Below are 21,912 nucleotides of genomic sequence, written 5' to 3' on the forward strand. Positions count from 1 at the left end.
TTACTTTAAAACAATCCGCAGTATCAAAACAAAATCATAGAATACCGGTGCTTAACTTTTAGGAATCGGCTCAAAAACCAGGGATGCCATAAGTGCTGCGCCTGTCAAAAAACAATCTTCATCGATATTATATTTGGGATGGTGCCAACTGTACGTTGAATCCGTCTTTTCACTGCCACTTCCCAAAAAGAAAAACGCACCCGGAAATTCCTGCTGATAAAATGCAAAATCTTCACCGGCCATAATCGGATCATCCAACAAGTGTACCTGTTCATCCCCCAAAATATTTTTAGCGGAATGAACCAAGTTATTTGTCGCCCAATCAGTGTTCGTTACCGCAGGATATCCGTAATCAAAGTCAAAGGTGTAACGCCCCCCGGAAGCTTCTGTAATCCCTTTAACAATAGCCTCAATACGATTCTTGATCATATCAGCTGTTTCCTGGGCAAAGGTCCTGACTGTACCCAGCAGTTCTACCTTTTCGGAAATGATATTATGCGCTGATCCGCCGCTGATCTTTCCCACCGTCACTACCGCAGACTCGGTGGGATTCACATTTCTGCTTACAATCGTTTGCAGCTGATTTACAATCTGTGATGCCATCACAATAGGATCCACCGCCTGGTGTGGCGAAGCCGCGTGACCGCCTTTCCCAATAACTTCAATCCTAAACTCGTCGGGACGTGCCATCAGCGGCCCCTCCTTTACGGCAATTTGCCCGGGTTCCAACTCAGGATAAGAATGCAATCCATAAATAACATCAACTCCCTTCTCCTGCAGGTAGCCCGTCTCACAGAGAAGCCGCCCGCCGCCCGGCAGTTTTTCTTCACCCGGCTGAAAGACAAGCAACACCGTTCCCTCAATTTCATCCCTCAAATCGGACAGGATATGCGCCGCCCCCAACAAATTTGCGGTATGAGCATCATGTCCGCAACAGTGAGCTACGCCTTCATTTTCTGACAAAAATTCTTCTTTGTGATCTCCCTCTTCAGTAATAGACAAAGCATCAATATCTGCACGCAAGGCAACTACTTTTGAGGATGACTTTCCTCCTTCAATAATCCCAACACATCCGGTTTCAAGGGGACGATCAACAGGAATATTGAGCTCATCGAGCTGGTTGACAATAAATTCAGTCGTTTCATGCTCCTGATAACTCAGCTCTGGATGCCGATGCAAGTGACGACGAACATCCACTATTTTCCTGTGATATGCTTTTGCCTTCTCTTTAAATTTAGTTACTTCCATACGTCTTGTTTATTTAAGATGGATTGTTCCTGAAAATAGGAATTTTATTGAAAGTCTATGAGGATAATTCTGCAACAATATCACTGTCGTTTTCGTAAAGGTTTTAAGTTAAACAATGCATTATCCAATGATCTAACAAGAAAATCATGATTAAGCGCAATATTTCCTGGGAAATTGTATTAGCCGGTATCACATTTATCGGTATTGCGGTGTATCTGCTCTCAAACACTCCCAATTCTGATTCCTCTTCTGAAGCTACGGAATGGCAATCCGAAGGAAGTCCCCCGTCAGCACCAACACCTCCTTCGCTTCCAAATTCCATCGTGATTGATCTCCAAAACTTGGAATCGCTTAAAAATCTTGAAAAACTTCGCAATATCGACGATCTGAAAAACCTCCAGCAACTTGAATTTGAGATCAAGAATCTGGACAAATTAATACAACAGCACGCACAAAAGGATTTTCATGAGGAAAGTTTACAGGTAGGACTGCAACAGCTCGAGCGAGAACTTCAAAAAGTTAATCAAAATGACTTTAACGTTAAGCTTCAGGACCAAAAGCTGTATATCAACCGAAAGTACGATGTCGATGAATCGCAATGGACAGAAGTGAGTCCCGGTGTTTTTGTATATCAAGACTCGTTTTCTGCCGATGATTTTGAATCTCTTGATTTCTCAGTCGGTTTTGGAAATCTGAATATCGTTGGTAATGGCTCATCCAACAGTGAGATCACCCTTCGCGTTACCGGTGATATTGACGATCCTGCTGTAATTGCTCGGGAGTTAAATATTCAAAAAAATCTTGCTAATGCTGATGCCAAATTTGAGGTAACATCCGCCAACGGGAGTTCTATTTCAGAAAAAATAAATCTGGAAGCAACGTTATCTCTTCCCAAACATCTTGCGCTTACAGCAAATACATCCGGCGGACATATCACCGCCAATCAGCTGAAAAACTCCCAAAAGCTAACTACATCTGGAGGTCATATTACCGTATCGGACCTTGAAGGAACAACTAATGCTCAGACGTCCGGTGGTCATATCACCGCCAATCGAGTGTTTGGCGATATAGCAATGAGTACCGGGGGCGGCCATATCAAAATACAAGAAACCGGTGGTAACCTGGAGGTCAAAACAGGCGGCGGACATATCGATATACAAGATGCCGAAGGTAGTATTTCTGCAAAAACTTCCGGCGGCAATATTTCTTCTACTATTAAATCAGCTCACGATCAGTTGCGCTTCACTACTTCTGCCGGTAATATTTCACTATCCTTGCCCAAAGACTTCGCTGCTGATTTGGATATATCCGGCACGTCGGTAAATTTAGATGATGTATTTAGTTTTGACGGCACAAAAAATCGTGGAAGTATTACGGGAACACTAAACGGTGGCGGACTCCCTATCGTTATCAACTGCGGATATGGAAATGTGAATATCAACGCTAACGATTAATGAGTGAACCAAAGAAAGAGCAATCAAAACTGGTAGCTACTCGCGACGGCTCTCACACGCTCTACTCTTCCCAATTTGACCAACACTATCATAATCCCAATGGGGCCGTAGCAGAAAGCAAGCACGTCTTTTTTGAGCAATCCCAACTATTAGATGATATTCAAAACTCTAATCCTGCTACCATTTTGGAGGTAGGTTTCGGTACCGGACTCAACCTTCTTTTACTGATGGACTATTACCTGGACTTTAACTCAAATTCCACCGTCGATTTCTATTCTATCGAGGGATTTCCAATCAGTCCCCAAACTGCAGAAAATCTAAACTATGGCCAGCACCTCAACCATCCCGAACTGATCAATCATTTGGCCAAAATTTTTAATGGCCTATCTAACGGGATGAATAAATTTTCGCTCACTCCCAATATTACCCTTCATCTATTTCATGGAATGTTCGAAGATTTCAGTCCTGATAATCTACAAGCTGATTACATTTTCCATGATGCCTTTTCCCCGGATGTTAACCCAGAGTTGTGGACGGGCGATACATTTAAAAGATTAGCCGGTTTTAGTCATGACGAGGCAATGCTAACAACTTATTGCGCGGCCTCCAAAGCCCAAGGAGCGATGGCATGGGCCAGATGGAAAGTAGCAAAAACACAGGGTGCTCTGGGCAAACGGGAAATGATTGTTGCTTCACCGAGTGAGGAACCACTTTCCAATTTCGAGCGTATCAACGAAGAACATTACGCCAACCGCTACGGGGAGGGAGACTTTGACTAAGGATCCCATCCACTGGCTGGGTTAGCCATCAGATGGAATAGAGTCAATATCCAGACATTACTACTCATCCGACAGCAAACCCAGCATCAAACCAAGATTACTGCCCTTTTTCCTGGTTCTGAAACCGTCGCAGCAGTCGTCCTAAAAATTTATCGGCATAAACCTTGTTGATGTGGTCCATATCAGCCAGCAACACCAACCGTTCTTTGCTCCGTGAAAAAGCTACGTTTAACAACCGGGGTACTGCCAATCCATTTTTGTCCTCATCAAACGGACGCACCGAATAATGTCGCCGCCGACCATACTGTTGCTCACCGCTCATCACCGTGTCAAAAATAATAACATCCTTTTCACGTCCCTGAAACGTGTGAATAGTCCCCACCTCAATCATCCCAAAATCGTTTTCGTACAGTTCATTACGAATGTCATAAACTGTACTTCGAAACGGCACAATAATCCCGATTTCTTCCACCGGCACCTGATTCTTCAGTACCAACCGCCTCACCATTTTAATCAAAATATGACTGTGCACCTCGTTAACCGGACTAAATCCACGGCCCTCATCTTTTTGTGTTAGCACCGGACCATATTTTTGACTGTCAATCACATTAACCGTGGGTGCACTACTCTCTTGCGGAGTTATAGCGGGATCTAAATCCTGATCTGCTTCTGCCGTTTTCAAACGTCCTTCGTAAAAGACCGTACTCAACACTTCGGCCAAATCTTCATTAAGCCGGTATTGGGTGTCATAAAAAGTAGTAAGCGGACGATTTTGATCGTGCCATTCAAAAAGATCTTCTGTAGTATCAGCACTCGAAGCAAATGTAAAAATATCCTCCTCCAAAAATTTCCGAGCATGTGCATCGTCCGTCAACGCAATAGGCGGCAACTGCATAGGGTCACCTACAACTACAACATGCGACTTTGCCTTTGCAGCAAGTACCATCAAATATGGCAAGTTTGCCATCGAAGCCTCATCAATCACAACCGCATCAAACGTTTGTCCATCAAAGAGATCTGAAGTACAGACCTTAGCCAAAGTAGTAGCCACAAGTTGCTTTCTTTCCAACTCAACCCGCTCATTCACGGTGATCAAACGATCGATTTTCTCTTCCAGGGCCGCCTCTCCACCATGTTCATCTACACGTTCGCCCAGCATGTTGATACGCTCCTCCAATTCTTCGGGTACACTTTCACCATGCTCTATCAGGTTGTCAATCTCCTTTTGCAGCTTCTGATATTCACCCAACAGGTTATCTAAATTACCCGCTTTTTCCTTACCCTCCTGTTTCTTTTGCTCTACATGTTGATCAAAAATCACATTCGCCAGGCGATCACTATCCAAAGCCATCTCTCCAAATCGTGTAACCTTTTCTTCGAGATGCTCTTTCTCTACAGATGTCAGTGCCTGCAATGCACTCAACAGTCCCACATCCACCGCCCGATTCGTATTGGCTGCAAAAAGCACGCGCTTACCCTTAATTAGATAATTGGCAATCATAAATCCCAGCGTAGAGGTCTTGCCTGTACCCGGCGGTCCCCACACGTAGAGTACTTCATTTTGCAAAGACTTTATAAGCGATTCGTGCTGGGATTCATTACGTCTGCTGTCATCGAGCACGCGGGTATTTTCATCATAATTGTGGTGTTTATCCGGGTCAGGATAAAATAGGCGCCCCATCCGTTTTCGGGCTTCTTTATCTTTCGATTCGAGCAGATTCTCCAATTCCATGCGAAGACGTCGCAATACAAAATCATTTTCCCATTCCAGCTGTACCTTGGGCAAAGTGGATCCAAAATTATGAGGAAAGTCCAGCACTACTTTTTCATCCTCTACAGAAACCGGGTATAATTCCAGCTCATCCTCATGATCCTCCATCTCTCCTTTAATAACTTCTGCAAAACGAAGGGAAGTATTACGGGATTCGAACTCGTAATAAAAAGCATTGGGGGGATGGTCATCGCGCCGCTTACCGTCAAACAAAACATCTCGGGCCGGCTTCTCGCGTACCGTTTCTATCTCCGAGGACACCGCCTCAATAGCACGTGTTAACAGCTTTTTTATTTTCTTGTCAGACAACTGGTTACTGGTTACTGGTTACTGGTTACTGGTTACTGGTTACTGGTTACTGGTTACTGGTTACTGGTTACTGGTTACTGGTTACTGGTTACTGGAAGTTGAAAATAGGACACTAATAGTCAAACACTTATAACATTCCTAATTCTTCATTGCTTATTGGTCCCAAAGCTCAGCCCGAATGGTATCGGCGCTCTGCTCCGAAATGCTGTATCTTAACATAATGCGTCGTCGCTCGGGAATCTTTTTCTCTACCAGCTTAGCACTTTCCAAGGTATACAAAATCAAGTCGGTTTCTCGGACAAAAAGAGGCAATGATTCTCCATACGTAGCTCCCGCCACAAATGATCCCCCAAACTTAATACTCGTTTTCAGTTCATCAATAATTTTAGGAATTGACTGATCATCTGCCGTTACCAAACCAATCGTATCAATAGCCGCACGATCTACTATCGACAGCAACGTATCCGGATTTATACTGTAAACAATAGGCAACAGACGACCCTTTTCAGCAAATCCGCGGAACTTATTGACCAGCTGTATCGGCACAAAAAGGGCATCAAACTTGACTGTTTCATTATACTGATTGGCGTTTAAAATTTTACTGCGGACACCCACTTCCTGTTTTATTGCATCAGCCAGCATGCGTCCCAGCTCATTCGTTTCACCGATACTGGCACAGCTTTCAATACGATCGGGCCAATCCATAAAACTAAGCTGCTCCTGGAAAAGCTCATCTATTTCTGATTCATCCAGTCCATAACCAATCAGCTCTTCCAAAAGCTTACGCATTTTATCGGCGCCGATTTCGAGGCGATCAGCCTTATCAAGATTGGTATTCTGCCGTTCCACGATAAAACCCTTCCCCCGCTCTCCGCGAATAAGGCCCTCATCCGCTAAAATATGATACGCTTTGCGCACGGTATGAAAACTCGACTCCAGCTGTTGCCCCAGCTCCCGGGTAGACGGTAAGGTCTCTCCCACCTGGAATTGCTTGGTGGCAATCATCAGCCGGATGCGATCAGCAATATATTTGGCAGAGGTTTTCAAAGGATCTGGAATGCATTGACAATTAACGCACAAAAGATAGGTGTTTCAATACTCTTTCTCATTGATGATTTCAAATAAAAAAGGTCTGCTCCCAAAATAGGAACAGACCTTTAAGGCTATAATTTACCGGATTTAGAACTGTAATCCATCAAAATCAAACTGCACCGACAACCAGAATGTACGACCCATTGGAGCAGTACCCAGCAGATCCACATTTTCGGTATCCAGCAAATTATTAACACTTCCCTTAACCGTAAAACCGGTATCCATGATATCAAAGCCGGCACTTACGTCAAGCTCAAACTTAGACGGAAGCTCTGCTTTGTTATTGGGATTGTTGTCATCATCTAACAATACATCACTATTCCAATATCCCGAAACATACTGGTAGCTATCGCGCCAGCGCCCGTTTACCTTCACAAACGGTTCAGTAAATGTTGATGAAGTAAAGAAGTCTTTAGCAGTAAAACCTCCCTTCACTTTTACCGGCGGGGTATTAAGCGGAAGATCTGATCTTCCCAGCTCTTTAGTGAAACTGGCAAGCTTAATGGCAGACATACTTGCATTCATGCTATACCGATCGTTAAAGTAATAATTAAGCCCTACATCCATACCCTGCACTTCCGCCTCACCGTAATTAACGTAGGTTTGAACAGCTGTAAAATTACTGTTGGGTGCCTCCACCTCACTGCCATTTTGATAGGCAATAGTATTAGCACCGTCGGCAATAATCTGCGTGCCAATAAAATTTTTATACCATGAGTAATACCCGACGATATCGACAAATAATTTTTGTCCCCAAACCCCTTTATAGCCTAACTCCGCTGAGTTAACTTCTTCAGGTTCTACGGGATTAATCGTACCAGCAACACTTCCAGATGGATCCTGTATCGTATATCCCTCTGAGTTACCTTTGATCAATAATGCATAATTTGGACCAAGAGCATTAGCTACCGGTATAAAAGCATGACTTTGCAAGATAGTGGGCGATGTAAATGCTCGGTTGTAAGTAGCTCTTACATTGTGCCCGTCCGCAACCGTATAAACAACCGATCCCTTGGGACTAAACTGCATATCATAGTCCGTATTCTCATCTACGCGAGCAGCTGCAACCAATTCTAATTTATCCGGCACCACATCATATCCCAACTGGGCGTAACCGCCAAACAATTCTCGACTGATGTCTTTATCACCGGCATCGTCAAGATAGGTTCCTCCAGATTCCGGCAGCATATTCCGATAATTAAGCCCAGTTACCAGATCCAGGTCACCAAACGTATTGTTATATTGCAACTCCGAATCATAAATCTTGGTGTCATCAACAAAGGCAACGCTCTCACGAATATCACCCAGCGGGATTTGACTCAGCGGAACCCCCTGATTTACTAACGCCTGAACAGCGGTAACTACTTGGTTTAACTGATAACTGCCGGCCTCATTTCCATTTCGCGTAACCTGGGCATACCAGTGATTATTACTTGCCGTAAGTGACTGGTAATTAACCTTCCAGTCCTCAATACGATTACGTCCATTCGCCGTCAAAGAAAACTGACTCGTAGATGACCAACCGTATTTCCCGGAGACCGTCCATCCGCCAAGTTTATAATAGAGCGACCCATTTATCTTTTTGGCACCCACGTCGTAATCTTCAACTACATCCGCTTCAAAAATATTACTGGGATCGCTTGTGTCCGTAACATCCGTCCGATAAAAATGAAGATTATCTTCACGCTGAGGTTTAAAATCCTCCGCTTCCATATATTGACCGGTAACTTTCCAGCCAAACTTATCGTTCACCGTTCCGGCGGCACGAAATGTAAAATCAGCCAAACTCTGATTACCTACCCTTGAAGAAACAGTCACTCCCGAATCATCCCACGGATCTTTGGTCGTAATGTTGATTACACCCGACCCCGAATTTGGTCCGTACAAAGCAGAAGCCGGACCTAATACAACCTCCATATTTTTTACATCAATCTTACTGGCCGGCAAAAAGTTACCCTGCGGCAAACCGGTTGCTCCAAGTGTTGCCAAGCGTCCGTCAATCATAAACAATAGTCGTGTATTGAAACTGCTATTAAATCCCCGTGCAGAAATAAGCTGCGTATTTATACCGGCATTACTGTAATTTACCCCCTTAAGATTTGACAGCGACGACATAAACGTAGACCCACCCGACATTTCCAGGTCCTCGGGCGATACTCTTTCAATCGTGGTAGGCGATTCCAACAGCTTCTCAGGACGTCGCGAACCCGTCACCACAACCTCGTTGCCCTGCCATACGGTTTCCTGCATCTGTATATTATGCGTTAGCGATGCTCCCGCTTCAACCGTAATCTGCTCACTCAGATAATCAGAAAATCCTAAATACGTAGCCTTTACTCGGTACGTACCCGGCTCAAGTCCACTGATCTCATATTGTCCATTGGGGCCTGTTGCTGCCCCTTGGTTTGTACCCACAATAGATACATTCACCCCGGGCATTGTTTCCCCTGTTTCCTGATTAGTTGCCGTACCTTCTATAGTCCCTGTATTTTGCGCCATTGCTCCCATCACCGAGAACAACAAAAAGCAAAACACTGCTATTATTGATTGTATTTTCATATGTACTCCCCTTTTTGTTGGGATTTATTATTAAGGTTAAACATCCGACTAATTTATTTTTATGACTATCAAAGTTTTTAAATTTTTCAAATACTATCGATAAAAAATTATTGGCTACTGTTTTTTTGAAGATGATCCGAGAGTGCTTGTTTTGTTAACGTAGGCTTTTCAATAAATGGCGTATGCCCGCAATCCTTTATGTGCTCACGAAAAACCTTCCCTCCTTTCGACTGATATTCAGCAAGGCTAAATTCAATTTGTAATGTCATTGGCTGCGGCGGGTACTTTGCTTCTCCGGGCCAACCTTCCCGCAAACTCATCTTCCCCTGGTATCCCGGGTCCGAAAAAGAAGTATCCGAAATAATATGGTCATCTACCCCATGTACCCACAGCAGCGGAGGTTTCGGTTCCGTATTCAAAAAGTCATTCAGCAACGCCTGGTTATACTTCGGCGAAAGCGCATTCACCGGACCGTACCTGCCCGGGGCAACACCCGGCCAATACTTCGACTGCTTGTAATCTCCGGGATAATATTTTTCTCCGGTATGAATTTGCAGCATTGCCGTAAGAATATCCTCTTCACGATCTGCATGGAACCCTTCTTTCCAAAAAAGTCGATTCATCATATTTCTGGGGGAATATAGCGGGTGATCAGTCGAACGATCCCCTGCTTTTAACCGATCAGCAAATGCATCCACAACTATTCCTCCACCCGAACCTGAATAATCAGGATTATTCGCCTTACCCTGCTCGCCGTGAATGCCTCCAAATCCCATCGGCGGACCGGGCGAAATGAGCGTTACCGTTTCAATATCTGTAGCATGCCGGGCAATGAGCCCCCAGCAGATAAATCCACCCAGCGAATGTCCCACAAGATGAAACGGAGGGAGATCCAATTTTTTAATTAATGCAGTTATATCATCCAGCCAATCCTCGATACCTCGAGTTGCATCGATAATCTGCTTTTCAGTGTCCCCAAAACCACGTAAATCGGGCGCAATGCAATAAAACTCATCCGAAAATTGCAGCATAAACTCCTCCCATATGGTGGAAGTGCACGTATTGCCGTGCAAAAATAGCATCGGCGTATTATGCTTATTACCTGCCCTAAGCAGATGCATGCGCAGCCGACCGATCTCTACAAACTGCGACGATATTCCGGACAAATGATTGATCTTACTCATTCGATAGCTTTTTAAATTCTTCTTCAAGGTCACGCTTCTGAATCTTATTTGAATCTCCAACCGGCAGCGAATCCCTAAAAAATATGTGTTTCGGCGTCTGATATCCCGCCAGATGCTTCCGACAGTAACTTCGCAGTTCTTCTTTTGTCATAGAAAAACCATCGTTAATGACCACAAAAGCGCAACCCGTTTCACCCCACTGCTCATCCGGCACCCCAATCACCGCTACTTGCGCAACAGCGTCATGTTCATAAATCACTTTCTCAACCTGCACGGGATATACATTCTCCCCTCCACTGATGTACATCTCTTTCTTGCGTCCCACCATGTAATAGTAGCCGTCCTCGTCGCACCGAAACAGGTCCCCAGTATGAACCCATCCATTATCAATTGCTTCTTCGGTAGCCTCCGGGTTTTTCCAGTATCCAGCAAACACATGCGGACCTTTCATCAGCAGTTCGCCCACTTCTCCCTGTGGAACTTCCTCGTTATCATCATCCACAATTTTGACCCCGATGTGGAAATTTGGAAATCCAACCGATCCTTTCTTGCGGATAGCATCTCCGGCCGGTAATGAATAACAGTTGGGACCCGCCTCCGTCAACCCATACCCCTGACGAATGGGAATTCCTTTCTCTTTATATCGATTAATAGTTGGAATAGGACATGACTCTCCACCGCATATTGCAAACCGAACACTGCTTACATCCACTTCATCAAAATTGGGTTCCTCCATCATCATCCGCAGCATAGTAGGAATGCCAAATAGTATCGTAATAGCCTCTTCTTCGATAAGCTCATTACATTCAGCAGCATCAAACTCGGGCTGTAACACCAGCTTGCCACCGTGGTGGATGAGCGGGGTTAACAATACATGCCAGCCGCCGGTATGATAAAAAGGCGTGTTAACGAAAGCACAATCCTGGCCGGTAAGCTCAAGGCTGATTTCAGTATTGATGGAATTCCAGTGAATCTGTTGCCATGAGATCATTGCTCCCTTTGATTTTCCCGTCGTACCTGAGGTGTATAAGATCATGGCAATGTCTTCGGCATCAGCCTCGTATAGTTCAGGATCGGGTTGAGAATCATCCAAAACCTTTGTAATCAAACTAAACGAAATAGCTTTGGCAGCTCCCTCTTCCACAAAGGAAAACTCATCAGAACAAACAATCAGGTGAGGATCTGCATCATCCAACAGTTCATTCAGTCCTGACTGTGGCAATCGATAATTTAACGGCACCATAACGGTTCCAACCTTGGCACAGGCAAAAAACAGGATCAGGTATTCGATATTGTTTTTTGATACAACCGCCAACCGGTCTCCGGCTTCCAATCCACATTCCTGTTGTAGATATCCTGCCAAGCGGTTCGCTTTCTGATTTAGTTCCCGATAGGTATAACGTTTACCACCAACCGTATCAATCACTGCCTCTTTCTGCGGTGTATATCGTTCTCGTTTTTTTAGCCAGTTGTTATAATTCATAATCTACACCGAAGCTGTTGCTTTGTCGTTATCACTTCGAAGTTTAATTCCTTTATTCTTTGCCGCATATATGACAAATCCTACCACTACTGCACTTGTAATAGCCAGTGCTGCTGCTACAGCCGGATTTTCACCGTCTGCCTCTGAAAACGGCACACGAATCTGTCCGTAGTACACCGTAAAATGAACGGTAACAGCTACAAGGGAAGCCCAAATAGGTGCTTCTTTGGGTACGTTCTTGAAAAACATGCCCATTAAAATAGGAACAAAAGCTGCTGAGAAGTAGGCGTACACTCCGTTTTGGGCAAAGATACCCACGCTTAACTTGGGATTGACCAGCTGTTGCCATGAAAGGAACACTGTAATGATGGCCATGGCTATAATTACAAAACGGTTGTATACCAACTTGGCAGGAAGTCCAAATATATCTTTTGCAAAAATTTCTTTCCCAAACAAGGGCTCGATAATATCATTGGTGATAGATGTGGAAAGTGATTGGATAAGACTTTCGAGGGTAGAAATACCGGCTGAAATCAATCCCAGCACAATAATAAGTGCAATCGCTACCGTAAACTCTTTCACTACATAGGCGGATACAATGCCATCCATCGCAAGGGCTTCACCATCAACCGCTAAATCGGGAAAACTAATACGCGCATACAAACCCGCAATCACCACAAGGAAAAATAAAAACTGCGTAATGATACCTACTACCAAGTAGCGGTTCACATCTTCTTCGCGATCCAAGAGAAGGGATTTTGTTAGAATATGTGGCTGACAAACGATGGCAATTCCCACAATAAATGGAGCTATAAAGATCTCGAAGTAATCCCGAAACAGAAAGCTACTGTCGTTGGTCAGCTGGGTGAGCTTGGGATCAATCGTATTTAGCTTATCGATGAAACCGGTTACACCATTGCTGAAATGATCATATCCTGATCCCAATAACATAATAGCCACAATTACCATAAGTATGGCCTGGATAGTATTGGTATACACCATGGAGTTTGCGCCACCGTACATCATGTATCCAAAAATAAAAATGACGATACCCAGCAGTACGTAAAATTCTCTTATGTTAAGGGTACTTGCCAATACTTTAGTGAGACCTACACAAATAAGTACGATAAAAGTAATGAGCAGCAGCGAAAGGAATCCGAAAAGAATTCCAAAGCGCCGACTATCATACATTTTCCGAATCCAATCAGCCATGCTCAAAGCTTTGACGTTAGTTCCAAAATTCCGAAATCCCTTGGTAAAAAGAATTAGCGAACCCAATGTTGCCAATGGAAGCGCCAGGCCCATAGCAATGACACCACTAAACCCATATAACGATACAAAGCCGGGATTAATAATAAACGTAGCTGCACTGGTGATGGAAGCTGCCAGTGAAAGCCCCACCGCAGTAGGCGAAAACAGCACGCTTCCCAAAGCATAATCATCCATCTCTTTCGTTTGGCCGGCACCCCGGATTACAAAATAGAGGATCACTCCTGCATAACAGAGAATAAGTATCCAACCTGCCGTTGCCATTGAGGATGAAGCTAATTCCATCTGAATTGGTTTTTGCTTGTCATATTTGACTTATAGTTACGTGCGTGGCGACTTTATAAACTCTTAAAGGCTATATCCACTATTTTTTAACTCATTACCATCTATAGGCACAAGCTCCAAAATGGAGCCCGCCGCCTGATCCCACAAATACTAAAATATCACCTTTTGAAACTGAATCACTTCGAAGCGCCTTATCAAACACCATCGGTATAGCCGCAGAACCCGTATAGCCAAACTTGTCCATAATAGTCGGGGCCGTCTCACGCTTCAAGGAGAGATTATCCATCGTCTCCCAAATCTGGTTGATGTTAATTTGTGTCATATAAGCTCCGGCAATATCATCGGTATTAAAGTCTCCTTTTTCAGCTACCGTACGAATCATATCCGTCCACACCTGTGGATTAATTTCTTTGGGAAATTTTTCAACAAACTGTAGACACTGAATATCACCTTGCGATTCACTTCGGGCGGCGGGAGCAGCTGCTCCACCACCATAGATGCCCATGTGTTTATAGTATTCCGGTTTGGTTCGTAAATCGGAAGCTAAAAATCCTTCTTCCTTATTTTCGGCAGGCTCCAAAATCACTGCACCGGCTCCATCTGCAAACAACGTAACCGTCTTTTTGTCATTGAGATCCAAAAATCGGCTCATGCCATAGGCCCCAATCACCATTACTTTTTGATAAACTGAATCGGTTACCATCATACTGTTAGCCAGCGTCAAAGCCGTAGGAAAGCCGGCACAGGCGGTATTCGTATCCATCGAGGTAGCCTTACTTAACCCTAATTTCTGCTGCACTACTGATGCAGTCGAAGGTGAAATAAAATCGGGCGTATCGGTTGCAATAATCAACAGATCGATATCCTCTTTCTCGAGTCCTGCCATTTCCAGTGCCGCTTTTCCCGCTTCTACGCACAAGTCACTGGTGGACTGATCTTCTTCCATCCATCGACGCTCGCGGATCGTCAGGTTTTCGCGGAGCCAGGTATCCACATCTTCACCCAGCTGCTCATTAAACCACTCATTTTTGATAACCCGATCGGGGGCGTATGAACCACTTGCTATAATTCTGGAATGCCTCATTAAAATACGAGTCCCCCATCCACTTGAAGTACCGTTCCGGTAATAAACGCTGCCTGCTCGGAAGCCAGAAAGACATACGCCGAAGCGATGTCTTCCGGTTTACCGAGGCGCCCCAAGGGCGTCTGCCCTTTCAATTCCTCTAATACCTTATCAGGAACAGTATCTACCATGGGCGTTTCAATAAATCCGGGTGCCACTGCATTTACACGGACTCCTTTTCGCCCAAGTTCTCTAGCCCAAGTCTTGGTAAGACCGATCACACCAGATTTTGTAGCTACGTAATTACTTTGTCCAAAATTACCATACACACCAACAACCGAACTTGCATTGAGAATAACACCTGATTCCTGCTCCCGCATTACTTCTGCGGCGGCTTTACCGCAATAGAATACGCCATTCAGATTTACATCAACAACCTGCTTCCATTCCTCAGGACTCATTTTCTTGAGCGTAGCATCGCGGGTTATACCAGCATTATTGACCAAGATATCTAATTGTTCCCAGCGTTCCTGCAAATTATTCATTGCCTTTTTAACCGCTTCAAAATCAGTCACATCAACTTTTTCAAAGTGAACTTTATGCCCTTCATCGGTCCATTTCTTTACCAGCTTATCACCGGCATCTTTATCCATATCCCATAGCTCAACACTAGCTCCTCGATCCAAAAATTGCTGAGCCGTCTCGCGACCAATGCCACCGGCACCGCCCGTAATAAGTATTACCTTACCTTCAAAATCGTTCATAATCTATTTGCTGTTTAAAAAATTTAAAATCTCTTTGTTTACCATTTCCGGTTGCTCAAAATGCACAAAATGTCCGGCCTGATCGATTATCTTTAATTTGCTATTAGGCAACTGCTCATGTCCCGACTCTGCTACTTTTTTTGTTGTTAAATTACTGTGGAGCTGTCGGTTTGGGATCAGCATATCCTGCTTGCCAAAAATGATGAGCGAAGGGTGATTAATACGTGATAATTCCTCAAATACCGGGCCGTCCAACATTGCCTGCACCGATCCAGCATAGGCACGTGCATAACCGTCAAAATTTTCCGCCGATCGAATGGCCACCCGATCTTCGATCATAAACTGTGCTTCCTTGGGAAAATCATAAAACGTTGCTTTAAACGTCTGACGGATAAGGGAATCTGGCGTAGCTTTAATAGATTGTGGCGTTACGAAATTACTCATCATTGCCCCTTCCTGCTCCGTAAAGGTTTCAAATCCGGCCGGGGCCAACAGTACGAGCCTGCTAATTTTATCCGGATAGTCTATCGCTGCCCACAATGCAATTTGACTACCCATGGAATGGCCTGCCCAAGTAGCTTTTTCAATTTCCAGTGAATCCTGCAAGTCAGCAACTGTTTTAGCAAAAGACGGAATGGAATAACTATCCACATCTTTGGATGACTTACCATATCCAGGTAGGTCCAATGCTATAACACGATATTTTTCTGACAACGCCGGTATAGTTTGTTTCCACGCGGGAATATAACTGCCGAGTCCGTGAATCAGGATAATCGGCTCCCCTTTGCCTTTATCCATATAGGCAACTTTTTGCCCATCCTCCAACTGTTGATACTCGACGGAATACGGGTAATCCAGATCTGAAAACTGGTTGATCTGGGCCTGTATACTGCCAGTAGAGAAGACCAGCAACAGTATAAATCCTACTAAAAAAACCGATATTCGCTTTCTTTCGTCCATAGAAAATTAATTTATTAAATATTTGAAAAGTTCCAAACGTTAATTGATAAAAAAAATTATTCCATTAGCTCCTGGTGCTTTTCTTCCCACGCTTCAACAAACTTTTTGTTGTACTCATCCATCAACTCGTAAAAAGATTTCATTAGCTTCATCTGCTTTTTAATAAACTCAGCATCATCTGAATCCATCGATTGGGCCATGGAAAGATATTTTTCAGCAATCTCTATATTATCCTGCATCTTGTTTATCTGATTGGCATAAGCCTTGCCAAATATATCGTCCGCTGCCTGGTAATAATCCTTGCGATCACCCGGAATCCAAACCTTTTCAATCAGTCCGCGTTCCTTAAGCCGCCGGCAGATCTGTGAAATAGGACCCTTACTCATTTCCAGTTGTTCAACAATATCATCCAGCGATTGTGGGTCTTTCGATATAATAAGAAGCCCTACAATGCGTCCCATCAATGGGTTTAAGCCAAAATTGCTATATCCCTCGGCAAAATCGGCTACAATCTGTTGAGTTAAATCTCTATTCTTTGCCATAAATATTTTGGTTATTACTGCTGCGCTAAAATTGCTGTACTATAATTTGAAACTTTTGAAATATTTGCAAACAAAATGAAACTTATTTTTGAATATAAAAATTCTCGGACCTATTTAGGCATGGATTTGCCCATAATCTGGGTACACGACCTTTAATGTATCAGTAGCTACAAATCGACGATTAAAAGTAGTAAATCGGAGTTGATAATGTACAAAATAGACATTAGAAAGATCTTGTTGCCAACAAATTACAACACTTGTCCCGTTACATTAGCACTGTCATATATTCCACAAGACAGGTCATTTAACATATACTTCATTTCTAAATTAGAATATTACTATATGGGTTTTGATTTTTAAGACATATAATACTATATAAGTAGTACTCGATAAGAAATTTATCCAGTATGAAATTATTTGTGTTTCTTTTACTTGGGATCTTATCCAATTTAACGTCTGCTGCATCTCATCAACCGGTATCCGACAGCGTTACCGTAACCTTTGAAGTAGCTGTACCGGAGACCACCCCGGAGGACGCCACTATCTTTGGGGCGGGATCACTCAACAGCTGGGATCCGGGCAATCAGGGAAAAGGATTTGGGCAAAAAGAATATGCTCAGCCACTGACATATCGCGAGGGCAGCTGGACCACCAGTATAACAGCTCCCAAAAACAGTGAAGAATCCTACAAATATACTCGCGGCTCGATTTACAGTGCAGAGGAACGCGCTGACTACACCTATCGCCCCACTCGAAAAGTAGTATTTAATCAGACTAAAACTGTCAGAGATACGGTTGAAGCCTGGCATGATATCCCACCAAAGTCACTGACGCAAAACTGGCCGCATCTTAAACTAAAAGAGGCAGATATCACTATAATGTCTGATGACCATCTGATGGATGGCATAGGTACAGTTTTATATGACAAAGCAACCGGCACTCAATTTTATGATTTCAATAAAAATGCCACACAAGTTAAAGAGATACCCGATAATTTTTACGATGCCACCTATTATTACCAGAAGGTTTCAGCTACTACTGATGATCTCCAGCTCATTTCTGCAGCAAAAACAGCCCCCGAAGGTCCGTGGAATATCTTTGTTGATCAGAACGGTGATAAAAAAATCTCAAAAGAGGAAAAAGTATTCACCATCAGTAATGATGAAGAAAAGTACGAATGGTCGGGAAAAATTCCGGTTAAAGAAATAAAAAATAACAACACGATTATCGACTCGGTTACTTTTTCTCTTCAATATGCCCCTGATTTACCCAGAGGATACACTTCCAGTCCTGGTACTAATGCACCCGACCTTACCTTTGAATTACCACTCAAAAATCGCCGGGCAACTTATAATGATCAAATATTTTATGTTTCTACCCTATATTTCATTCCATTTAGTAGTCATAATCAGGTGCTCATCGACCGCAACCAAAACGACACCTTGGAAGTTGGTTCCGGCTCCAATGAAGTGTACAGTAGTGATCTTAGTCAAATGCGCAGGAAACAGAAGTTTTTCAGTTATCCATCTTTTGAACTTGGAGAAAACAGCTGGCAAGTTGCCAATATTGAACCCCACGGAGAATGGATTCGCTTGCGTCCTGCACCAAATAAAAGTGCAAAAAAGAAGATTGCGGACGGACAACCGGCTCCTGACTGGCAAGCAACTGCTGTCACAGGTAAAATACTCAGCTCAGAGAATCTGCGGGGAAAATATATCCTTTTAGATTTCTGGGGTAGCTGGTGCGGACCGTGTATCCAAGAAATCCCATTGCTGAAGAAAACCTATCAACAATTTAAAGATCAAAATTTTGAGATGATTGGTTTTGCCTATCAAAGTCGCGAATCACTGGATAAAGCATTGGAAAAATATCAGTTACCATGGCCGCAGATTACGGATGAAAAAGGAAAATGCAGCTCAAAATTTCTGGTTCGCGGATACCCCACACATTACCTCATCGGTCCGGACGGAAAAGTTTTGGAAAAAGGAAGTAGCCTATCCGGCCAAGAACTCATTCCAACGATCGAACAATATTTGAAGTAGCAATTAAATCACATCGGAACAAACGTAATCGATTTCGCCAATAATATCTATATTTTCCCCATTCGAGAAAACATAGATTTCTCATTTCGTTACACTCTATTCGAAATGAGAATTAGGTGGAAAGTATGAGCTCAGAAATCGACCAGCCAAACAGAGCAATTTAATAACAACAACTACTCTGACTGTCATCTCGACCGTCAGGGAGAGATCTTTGTTTGGATAAAAATTTCTTCTCGAGTACTCGGAATCGGAACTCGTTTCAGAATTACAGAAACTAAAAACCGAGATAAATATCGCTCTACTTCTCGGATCGGATTAACTCCGCTTTTCAACCAGCTTTTTGAGCTCCGAAACCAGCATCAATGATTCGATGGGCGTCATCCGGTTGGGATCACATGCTTCAAGCTTATCAATGAGCTGCTCGGTATTGGGGTCGAGCTGCGCCTGAAACAGCGACGGCTGCGTAATTTGATCTTGTTTCTCCATCTCTTTGGCCGCTTTTTTAACGGCCGCTTTCTTTTTCTTGGCCCCATCTTCAAGCGTACCGTTGCTGTCGGTAAGATCTAAGCTGTGACTTTCAAGATTAGACAGAATTTCTTTGGCTCGCTCAATAACAATTGAGGGTAACCCAGCCATGTCAGCTACCTGAATTCCATAGCTGTGATCGGCACCGCCGCGAACCAGCTTACGCAGAAAGATCACCTTGTCATCGTGCTCTTTAACCGACACATTGTAGTTGACAATATGATCATACATGTTCTCGAGCTCGTTAAGCTCGTGATAGTGCGTGGCAAAAAGCGTTTTGGCTGCCACTGAAGGCTGATTATGCAAGTACTCCGCCAGCGCCCAGGCAATACTGAGTCCGTCAAACGTACTGGTTCCCCGCCCAACCTCATCCAGCAGGATCAGAGAATTGCGAGTAGCATTGTTAAGGATATTAGCAGCCTCATTCATCTCAACGAGGAACGTACTTTCTCCCGCAGCCAGATTATCCGACGCTCCCACACGTGTAAATATTTTATCTACTAATCCGATATGGGCTTCCTCGGCCGGAACAAAACAGCCGATTTGAGCCAGGAGTACTATCAAGCCGGTCTGGCGCAGGATGATACTCTTACCCGCCATATTGGGACCGGTAATAATCAGAATCTGCTCATCCTCATTTTCAGTATGAATATCATTTGGGATAAACGGATCTCCCGGCGGCAGTGTTTTCTCTACTACCGGATGACGTCCTTTTGTAATATCAATTTTCTGATCGTCAGCAATAGCCGGCTTACAGTAATTATTGTGATACGCCACTTCTGCAAAACTCTGCAGGCAATCGAGTTCGGCAACTGCTCGTGCCACTTGCTGAACATCCTCGGCAAACCCTGCTATCTCAATACGCAACTCCTCAAAAAGATCATATTCTAAACCCTTACTCTGCTCTTCGGAGGATAAAATACGTTCTTCAACCTCTTTGAGCTCGGGTGTTATATACCGCTCGGAATTCACCAGCGTCTGCTTACGAATAAAATGTTCGGGCACTTTTTCTGCATGGGTATTGGTTACCTCAATGTAATAGCCATACACTTTATTGTAGCCGATTTTTAGTGAGTCAATGCCCGTTTCCTCGGCCAGCTCGTTTTTGATATCCGCTATATAGTCCTTGCCATTGCGGGCGATATTGCGAAGCTCATCCAACTCTTCATTGTAGCCATCCTTAAAAATATCCCCATCGCGCAGACTGGTAGGAGGATCTTCAACAATTGCTTCCTCGATCTTTTCCTGAACCTCGATAAGCAACTTCATGCGCTCCAGAATATCGTTGAGCAGATACTCATCGAGGTGATTAAACTGTGATTTTGTGATTGGCGTCTGTGCCAGGGAGTCTTTCAGCTTCACCAAATCACGGGGATTTGCACGTCCTACACAAATACGCGAAATGAGCCGCTCCAGGTCACCGACCTTTTCAAGCTCTTCGCGCACCTTTTCCCGCACATCGTGATTTACATTCAGTGATTCCACCGCATTCAAGCGAGCGCGAATGGGCTTCATCCGTTTTAGCGGACGCATAATCCACTTGCGCAGCATTCGTCCGCCCATAGCCGTAGCAGTGTCATCCAAAATAGAGATCAAGGTGCCCTCACTACTACCTCCTTCCTGAATCGTGGTGGTAAGCTCGAGGTTTCGTTTGGTCGAACCATCCAAAGACATGAAATCGTTGCTCTCAAACTTCTGAATACGCTTGATATGTCCCAGCGAAGCTTTCTGTGTTTCCTGGATATAATGCATCAGTGCGCCGGCTGCCACGTGGGCAACCTCCAAATCCTCAACACCAAAACCTTTGAGAGAATGCGTCTCAAAATGATCCGTCAGCAAATTATAACCGTATTCACCTTCGTAGACCCACTCCTCAATAAACGTCATGTTATAATCGAGCAGAAATTCGGGCACATTATTCTTAAGATTTTGAGACAACAACAGCTCCGCCGGAGCAATAGACTGCATCAGATCATCGAGCCGATCTTTGGGAACTTCACTTACCGAAAATTCTCCGGTAGAAACATCAGCAAAAGCGGCACCCGCAGTTTTTCCATCCCAATATACAGCCGCAGCATAATTATTCCGCTTGTGCTCCAACAGCTTTTCCGACATCGTTACACCCGGAGTTGTAATCTCAGTCACCTCGCGATTCACGATCTTACGACCTGCCTCCTTAGCCTCGGATGGATTTTCCACCTGCTCACAAACGGCCACCCGATAACCTTTCTTTACTAACTTTGGCAAATAGGTATCCAGCGCGTGATGAGGAAATCCTGCCATAGGAGTTTGATCACCCCCGTTATTACGCTTGGTCAGGGTTATGCCTAATTCTTTACTGACCAGCTCCGCATCATCAGCAAAGCACTCATAAAAATCACCCACTCGAAAAAGCAATATAGCACCCTCATGTTCTTCCTTTATATGATGATACTGGCGCATCAGCGGGGTTAACGACTTGGACTTGGTACTCATTTACAAGCAGTGTTTTTGTGCTTAGAATTTAATTTTGTAAAGTTCGTTATCTTTTGATCAAATTAGAGTAGCAAAACAAAAGCGAACAATGTAACTTTCGTAAACTCA

15 protein-coding genes are annotated in these 21,912 nt (G+C 43.9%); 3 read left to right on the forward strand and 12 right to left on the reverse strand.

Annotated features, from left to right (window positions below):
- Positions 1 to 51 precede the first annotated feature (51 nt).
- Positions 52 to 1,248 carry a M20 metallopeptidase family protein gene (locus tag CK503_RS07970; RefSeq protein WP_095606273.1) on the reverse strand — a complete coding sequence of 399 codons (1,197 nt, stop codon included), beginning with the start codon at positions 1,246 to 1,248 and terminating at the stop codon, positions 52 to 54.
- Between the two features lie 146 nt (positions 1,249 to 1,394).
- On the opposite strand from CK503_RS07970, the gene CK503_RS07975 reads away from it, so the two are divergent.
- Both CK503_RS07975 and mnmC2 read left to right on the forward strand, forming a co-directional pair.
- Entirely contained in the window at positions 1,395 to 2,702 is a 1,308-nt protein-coding gene (locus tag CK503_RS07975; protein WP_095606274.1) for a DUF4097 family beta strand repeat-containing protein, read from the forward strand.
- Entirely contained in the window at positions 2,702 to 3,481 is a 780-nt protein-coding gene (gene mnmC2 / locus CK503_RS07980; RefSeq protein WP_095606275.1) for a tRNA (5-methylaminomethyl-2-thiouridine)(34)-methyltransferase MnmC2, read from the forward strand. Before CK503_RS07975 ends, mnmC2 begins: the two co-directional genes overlap by 1 nt.
- Before the next feature lie 97 nt (positions 3,482 to 3,578).
- On the opposite strand, the gene CK503_RS07985 is transcribed toward mnmC2, so the two are convergent.
- From CK503_RS07985 to CK503_RS08030, 10 genes are all read right to left on the reverse strand, one after another.
- Positions 3,579 to 5,561 carry a DEAD/DEAH box helicase gene (locus tag CK503_RS07985; RefSeq protein WP_095606276.1) on the reverse strand — a complete coding sequence of 661 codons (1,983 nt, stop codon included), beginning with the start codon at positions 5,559 to 5,561 and terminating at the stop codon, positions 3,579 to 3,581.
- Between the two features lie 153 nt (positions 5,562 to 5,714).
- Positions 5,715 to 6,608: a GntR family transcriptional regulator gene (locus CK503_RS07990; RefSeq protein WP_095606277.1), complete on the reverse strand. Its 894-nt coding sequence runs from the start codon at positions 6,606 to 6,608 to the stop codon at positions 5,715 to 5,717.
- Positions 6,609 to 6,740: 132 nt separating this feature from the next.
- The gene (locus CK503_RS07995; protein WP_095606278.1) at positions 6,741 to 9,212 is read right to left on the reverse strand and encodes a TonB-dependent receptor; all 2,472 of its coding nucleotides are present in this window, start codon (positions 9,210 to 9,212) and stop codon (positions 6,741 to 6,743) included.
- A gap of 107 nt (positions 9,213 to 9,319) precedes the next feature.
- Complete coding sequence (locus tag CK503_RS08000) at positions 9,320 to 10,396, reverse strand: alpha/beta hydrolase (protein WP_095606279.1); 1,077 nt, start codon at positions 10,394 to 10,396, stop codon at positions 9,320 to 9,322.
- Entirely contained in the window at positions 10,389 to 11,879 is a 1,491-nt protein-coding gene (locus CK503_RS08005) for a class I adenylate-forming enzyme family protein (RefSeq protein ID WP_095606280.1), read from the reverse strand. Before CK503_RS08005 ends, CK503_RS08000 begins: the two co-directional genes overlap by 8 nt.
- A 3-nt stretch (positions 11,880 to 11,882) precedes the next feature.
- On the reverse strand, positions 11,883 to 13,433 hold the full coding sequence (locus CK503_RS08010; protein WP_095606281.1) for a sodium/pantothenate symporter: 1,551 nt from the start codon (positions 13,431 to 13,433) through the stop codon (positions 11,883 to 11,885).
- A gap of 94 nt (positions 13,434 to 13,527) precedes the next feature.
- Positions 13,528 to 14,517 carry a 3-oxoacyl-ACP synthase III family protein gene (locus CK503_RS08015; protein ID WP_095606282.1) on the reverse strand — a complete coding sequence of 330 codons (990 nt, stop codon included), beginning with the start codon at positions 14,515 to 14,517 and terminating at the stop codon, positions 13,528 to 13,530.
- Positions 14,517 to 15,260 (reverse strand): 3-oxoacyl-ACP reductase FabG, encoded by a 744-nt coding sequence (fabG, locus tag CK503_RS08020; RefSeq protein ID WP_095606283.1) that lies wholly within the window; start codon positions 15,258 to 15,260, stop codon positions 14,517 to 14,519. Before fabG ends, CK503_RS08015 begins: the two co-directional genes overlap by 1 nt.
- Positions 15,261 to 15,263: 3 nt before the next feature.
- Positions 15,264 to 16,220, reverse strand: a complete 957-nt coding sequence (locus CK503_RS08025; protein ID WP_095606284.1) for an alpha/beta fold hydrolase — start codon at positions 16,218 to 16,220, stop codon at positions 15,264 to 15,266.
- Positions 16,221 to 16,276: 56 nt separating this feature from the next.
- A complete protein-coding gene (locus CK503_RS08030) occupies positions 16,277 to 16,762 on the reverse strand; it encodes a GbsR/MarR family transcriptional regulator (protein WP_095606285.1) in 486 nt (161 codons plus the stop codon).
- 407 nt (positions 16,763 to 17,169) lie between these two features.
- On the opposite strand from CK503_RS08030, the gene CK503_RS08035 reads away from it, so the two are divergent.
- A complete protein-coding gene (locus tag CK503_RS08035; protein ID WP_095606286.1) occupies positions 17,170 to 18,804 on the forward strand; it encodes a redoxin domain-containing protein in 1,635 nt (544 codons plus the stop codon).
- A gap of 315 nt (positions 18,805 to 19,119) precedes the next feature.
- On the opposite strand, the gene mutS is transcribed toward CK503_RS08035, so the two are convergent.
- Positions 19,120 to 21,804, reverse strand: coding sequence for a DNA mismatch repair protein MutS (gene mutS, locus CK503_RS08040; protein WP_095606287.1), 2,685 nt, complete (start codon positions 21,802 to 21,804; stop codon positions 19,120 to 19,122).
- Positions 21,805 to 21,912: the final 108 nt, after the last annotated feature.

Origin of the sequence: Fodinibius salipaludis (assembly GCF_002287075.1) — a bacterium.
GTDB lineage: Bacteria > Bacteroidota > Rhodothermia > Balneolales > Balneolaceae > Fodinibius > Fodinibius salipaludis.

Excerpts from the sequence above, each read along its gene's own strand:
- CK503_RS07995 (WP_095606278.1), bottom strand. The coding sequence starts at position 9,212 with ATGAAAATACAATCAATAATAGCAGTGTTTTGCTTTTTGTTGTTCTCG.
- CK503_RS08010 (WP_095606281.1), bottom strand. The coding sequence starts at position 13,433 with ATGGAATTAGCTTCATCCTCAATGGCAACGGCAGGTTGGATACTTATT.
- CK503_RS08005 (WP_095606280.1), bottom strand. The coding sequence starts at position 11,879 with ATGAATTATAACAACTGGCTAAAAAAACGAGAACGATATACACCGCAG.
- fabG (WP_095606283.1), bottom strand. The coding sequence starts at position 15,260 with ATGAACGATTTTGAAGGTAAGGTAATACTTATTACGGGCGGTGCCGGT.
- CK503_RS07970 (WP_095606273.1), bottom strand. The coding sequence starts at position 1,248 with ATGGAAGTAACTAAATTTAAAGAGAAGGCAAAAGCATATCACAGGAAA.
- mutS (WP_095606287.1), bottom strand. The coding sequence starts at position 21,804 with ATGAGTACCAAGTCCAAGTCGTTAACCCCGCTGATGCGCCAGTATCAT.
- CK503_RS08035 (WP_095606286.1), top strand. The coding sequence starts at position 17,170 with ATGAAATTATTTGTGTTTCTTTTACTTGGGATCTTATCCAATTTAACG.
- CK503_RS08025 (WP_095606284.1), bottom strand. The coding sequence starts at position 16,220 with ATGGACGAAAGAAAGCGAATATCGGTTTTTTTAGTAGGATTTATACTG.
- CK503_RS07975 (WP_095606274.1), top strand. The coding sequence starts at position 1,395 with ATGATTAAGCGCAATATTTCCTGGGAAATTGTATTAGCCGGTATCACA.
- CK503_RS08015 (WP_095606282.1), bottom strand. The coding sequence starts at position 14,517 with ATGAGGCATTCCAGAATTATAGCAAGTGGTTCATACGCCCCCGATCGG.
- mnmC2 (WP_095606275.1), top strand. The coding sequence starts at position 2,702 with ATGAGTGAACCAAAGAAAGAGCAATCAAAACTGGTAGCTACTCGCGAC.
- CK503_RS08030 (WP_095606285.1), bottom strand. The coding sequence starts at position 16,762 with ATGGCAAAGAATAGAGATTTAACTCAACAGATTGTAGCCGATTTTGCC.
- CK503_RS08000 (WP_095606279.1), bottom strand. The coding sequence starts at position 10,396 with ATGAGTAAGATCAATCATTTGTCCGGAATATCGTCGCAGTTTGTAGAG.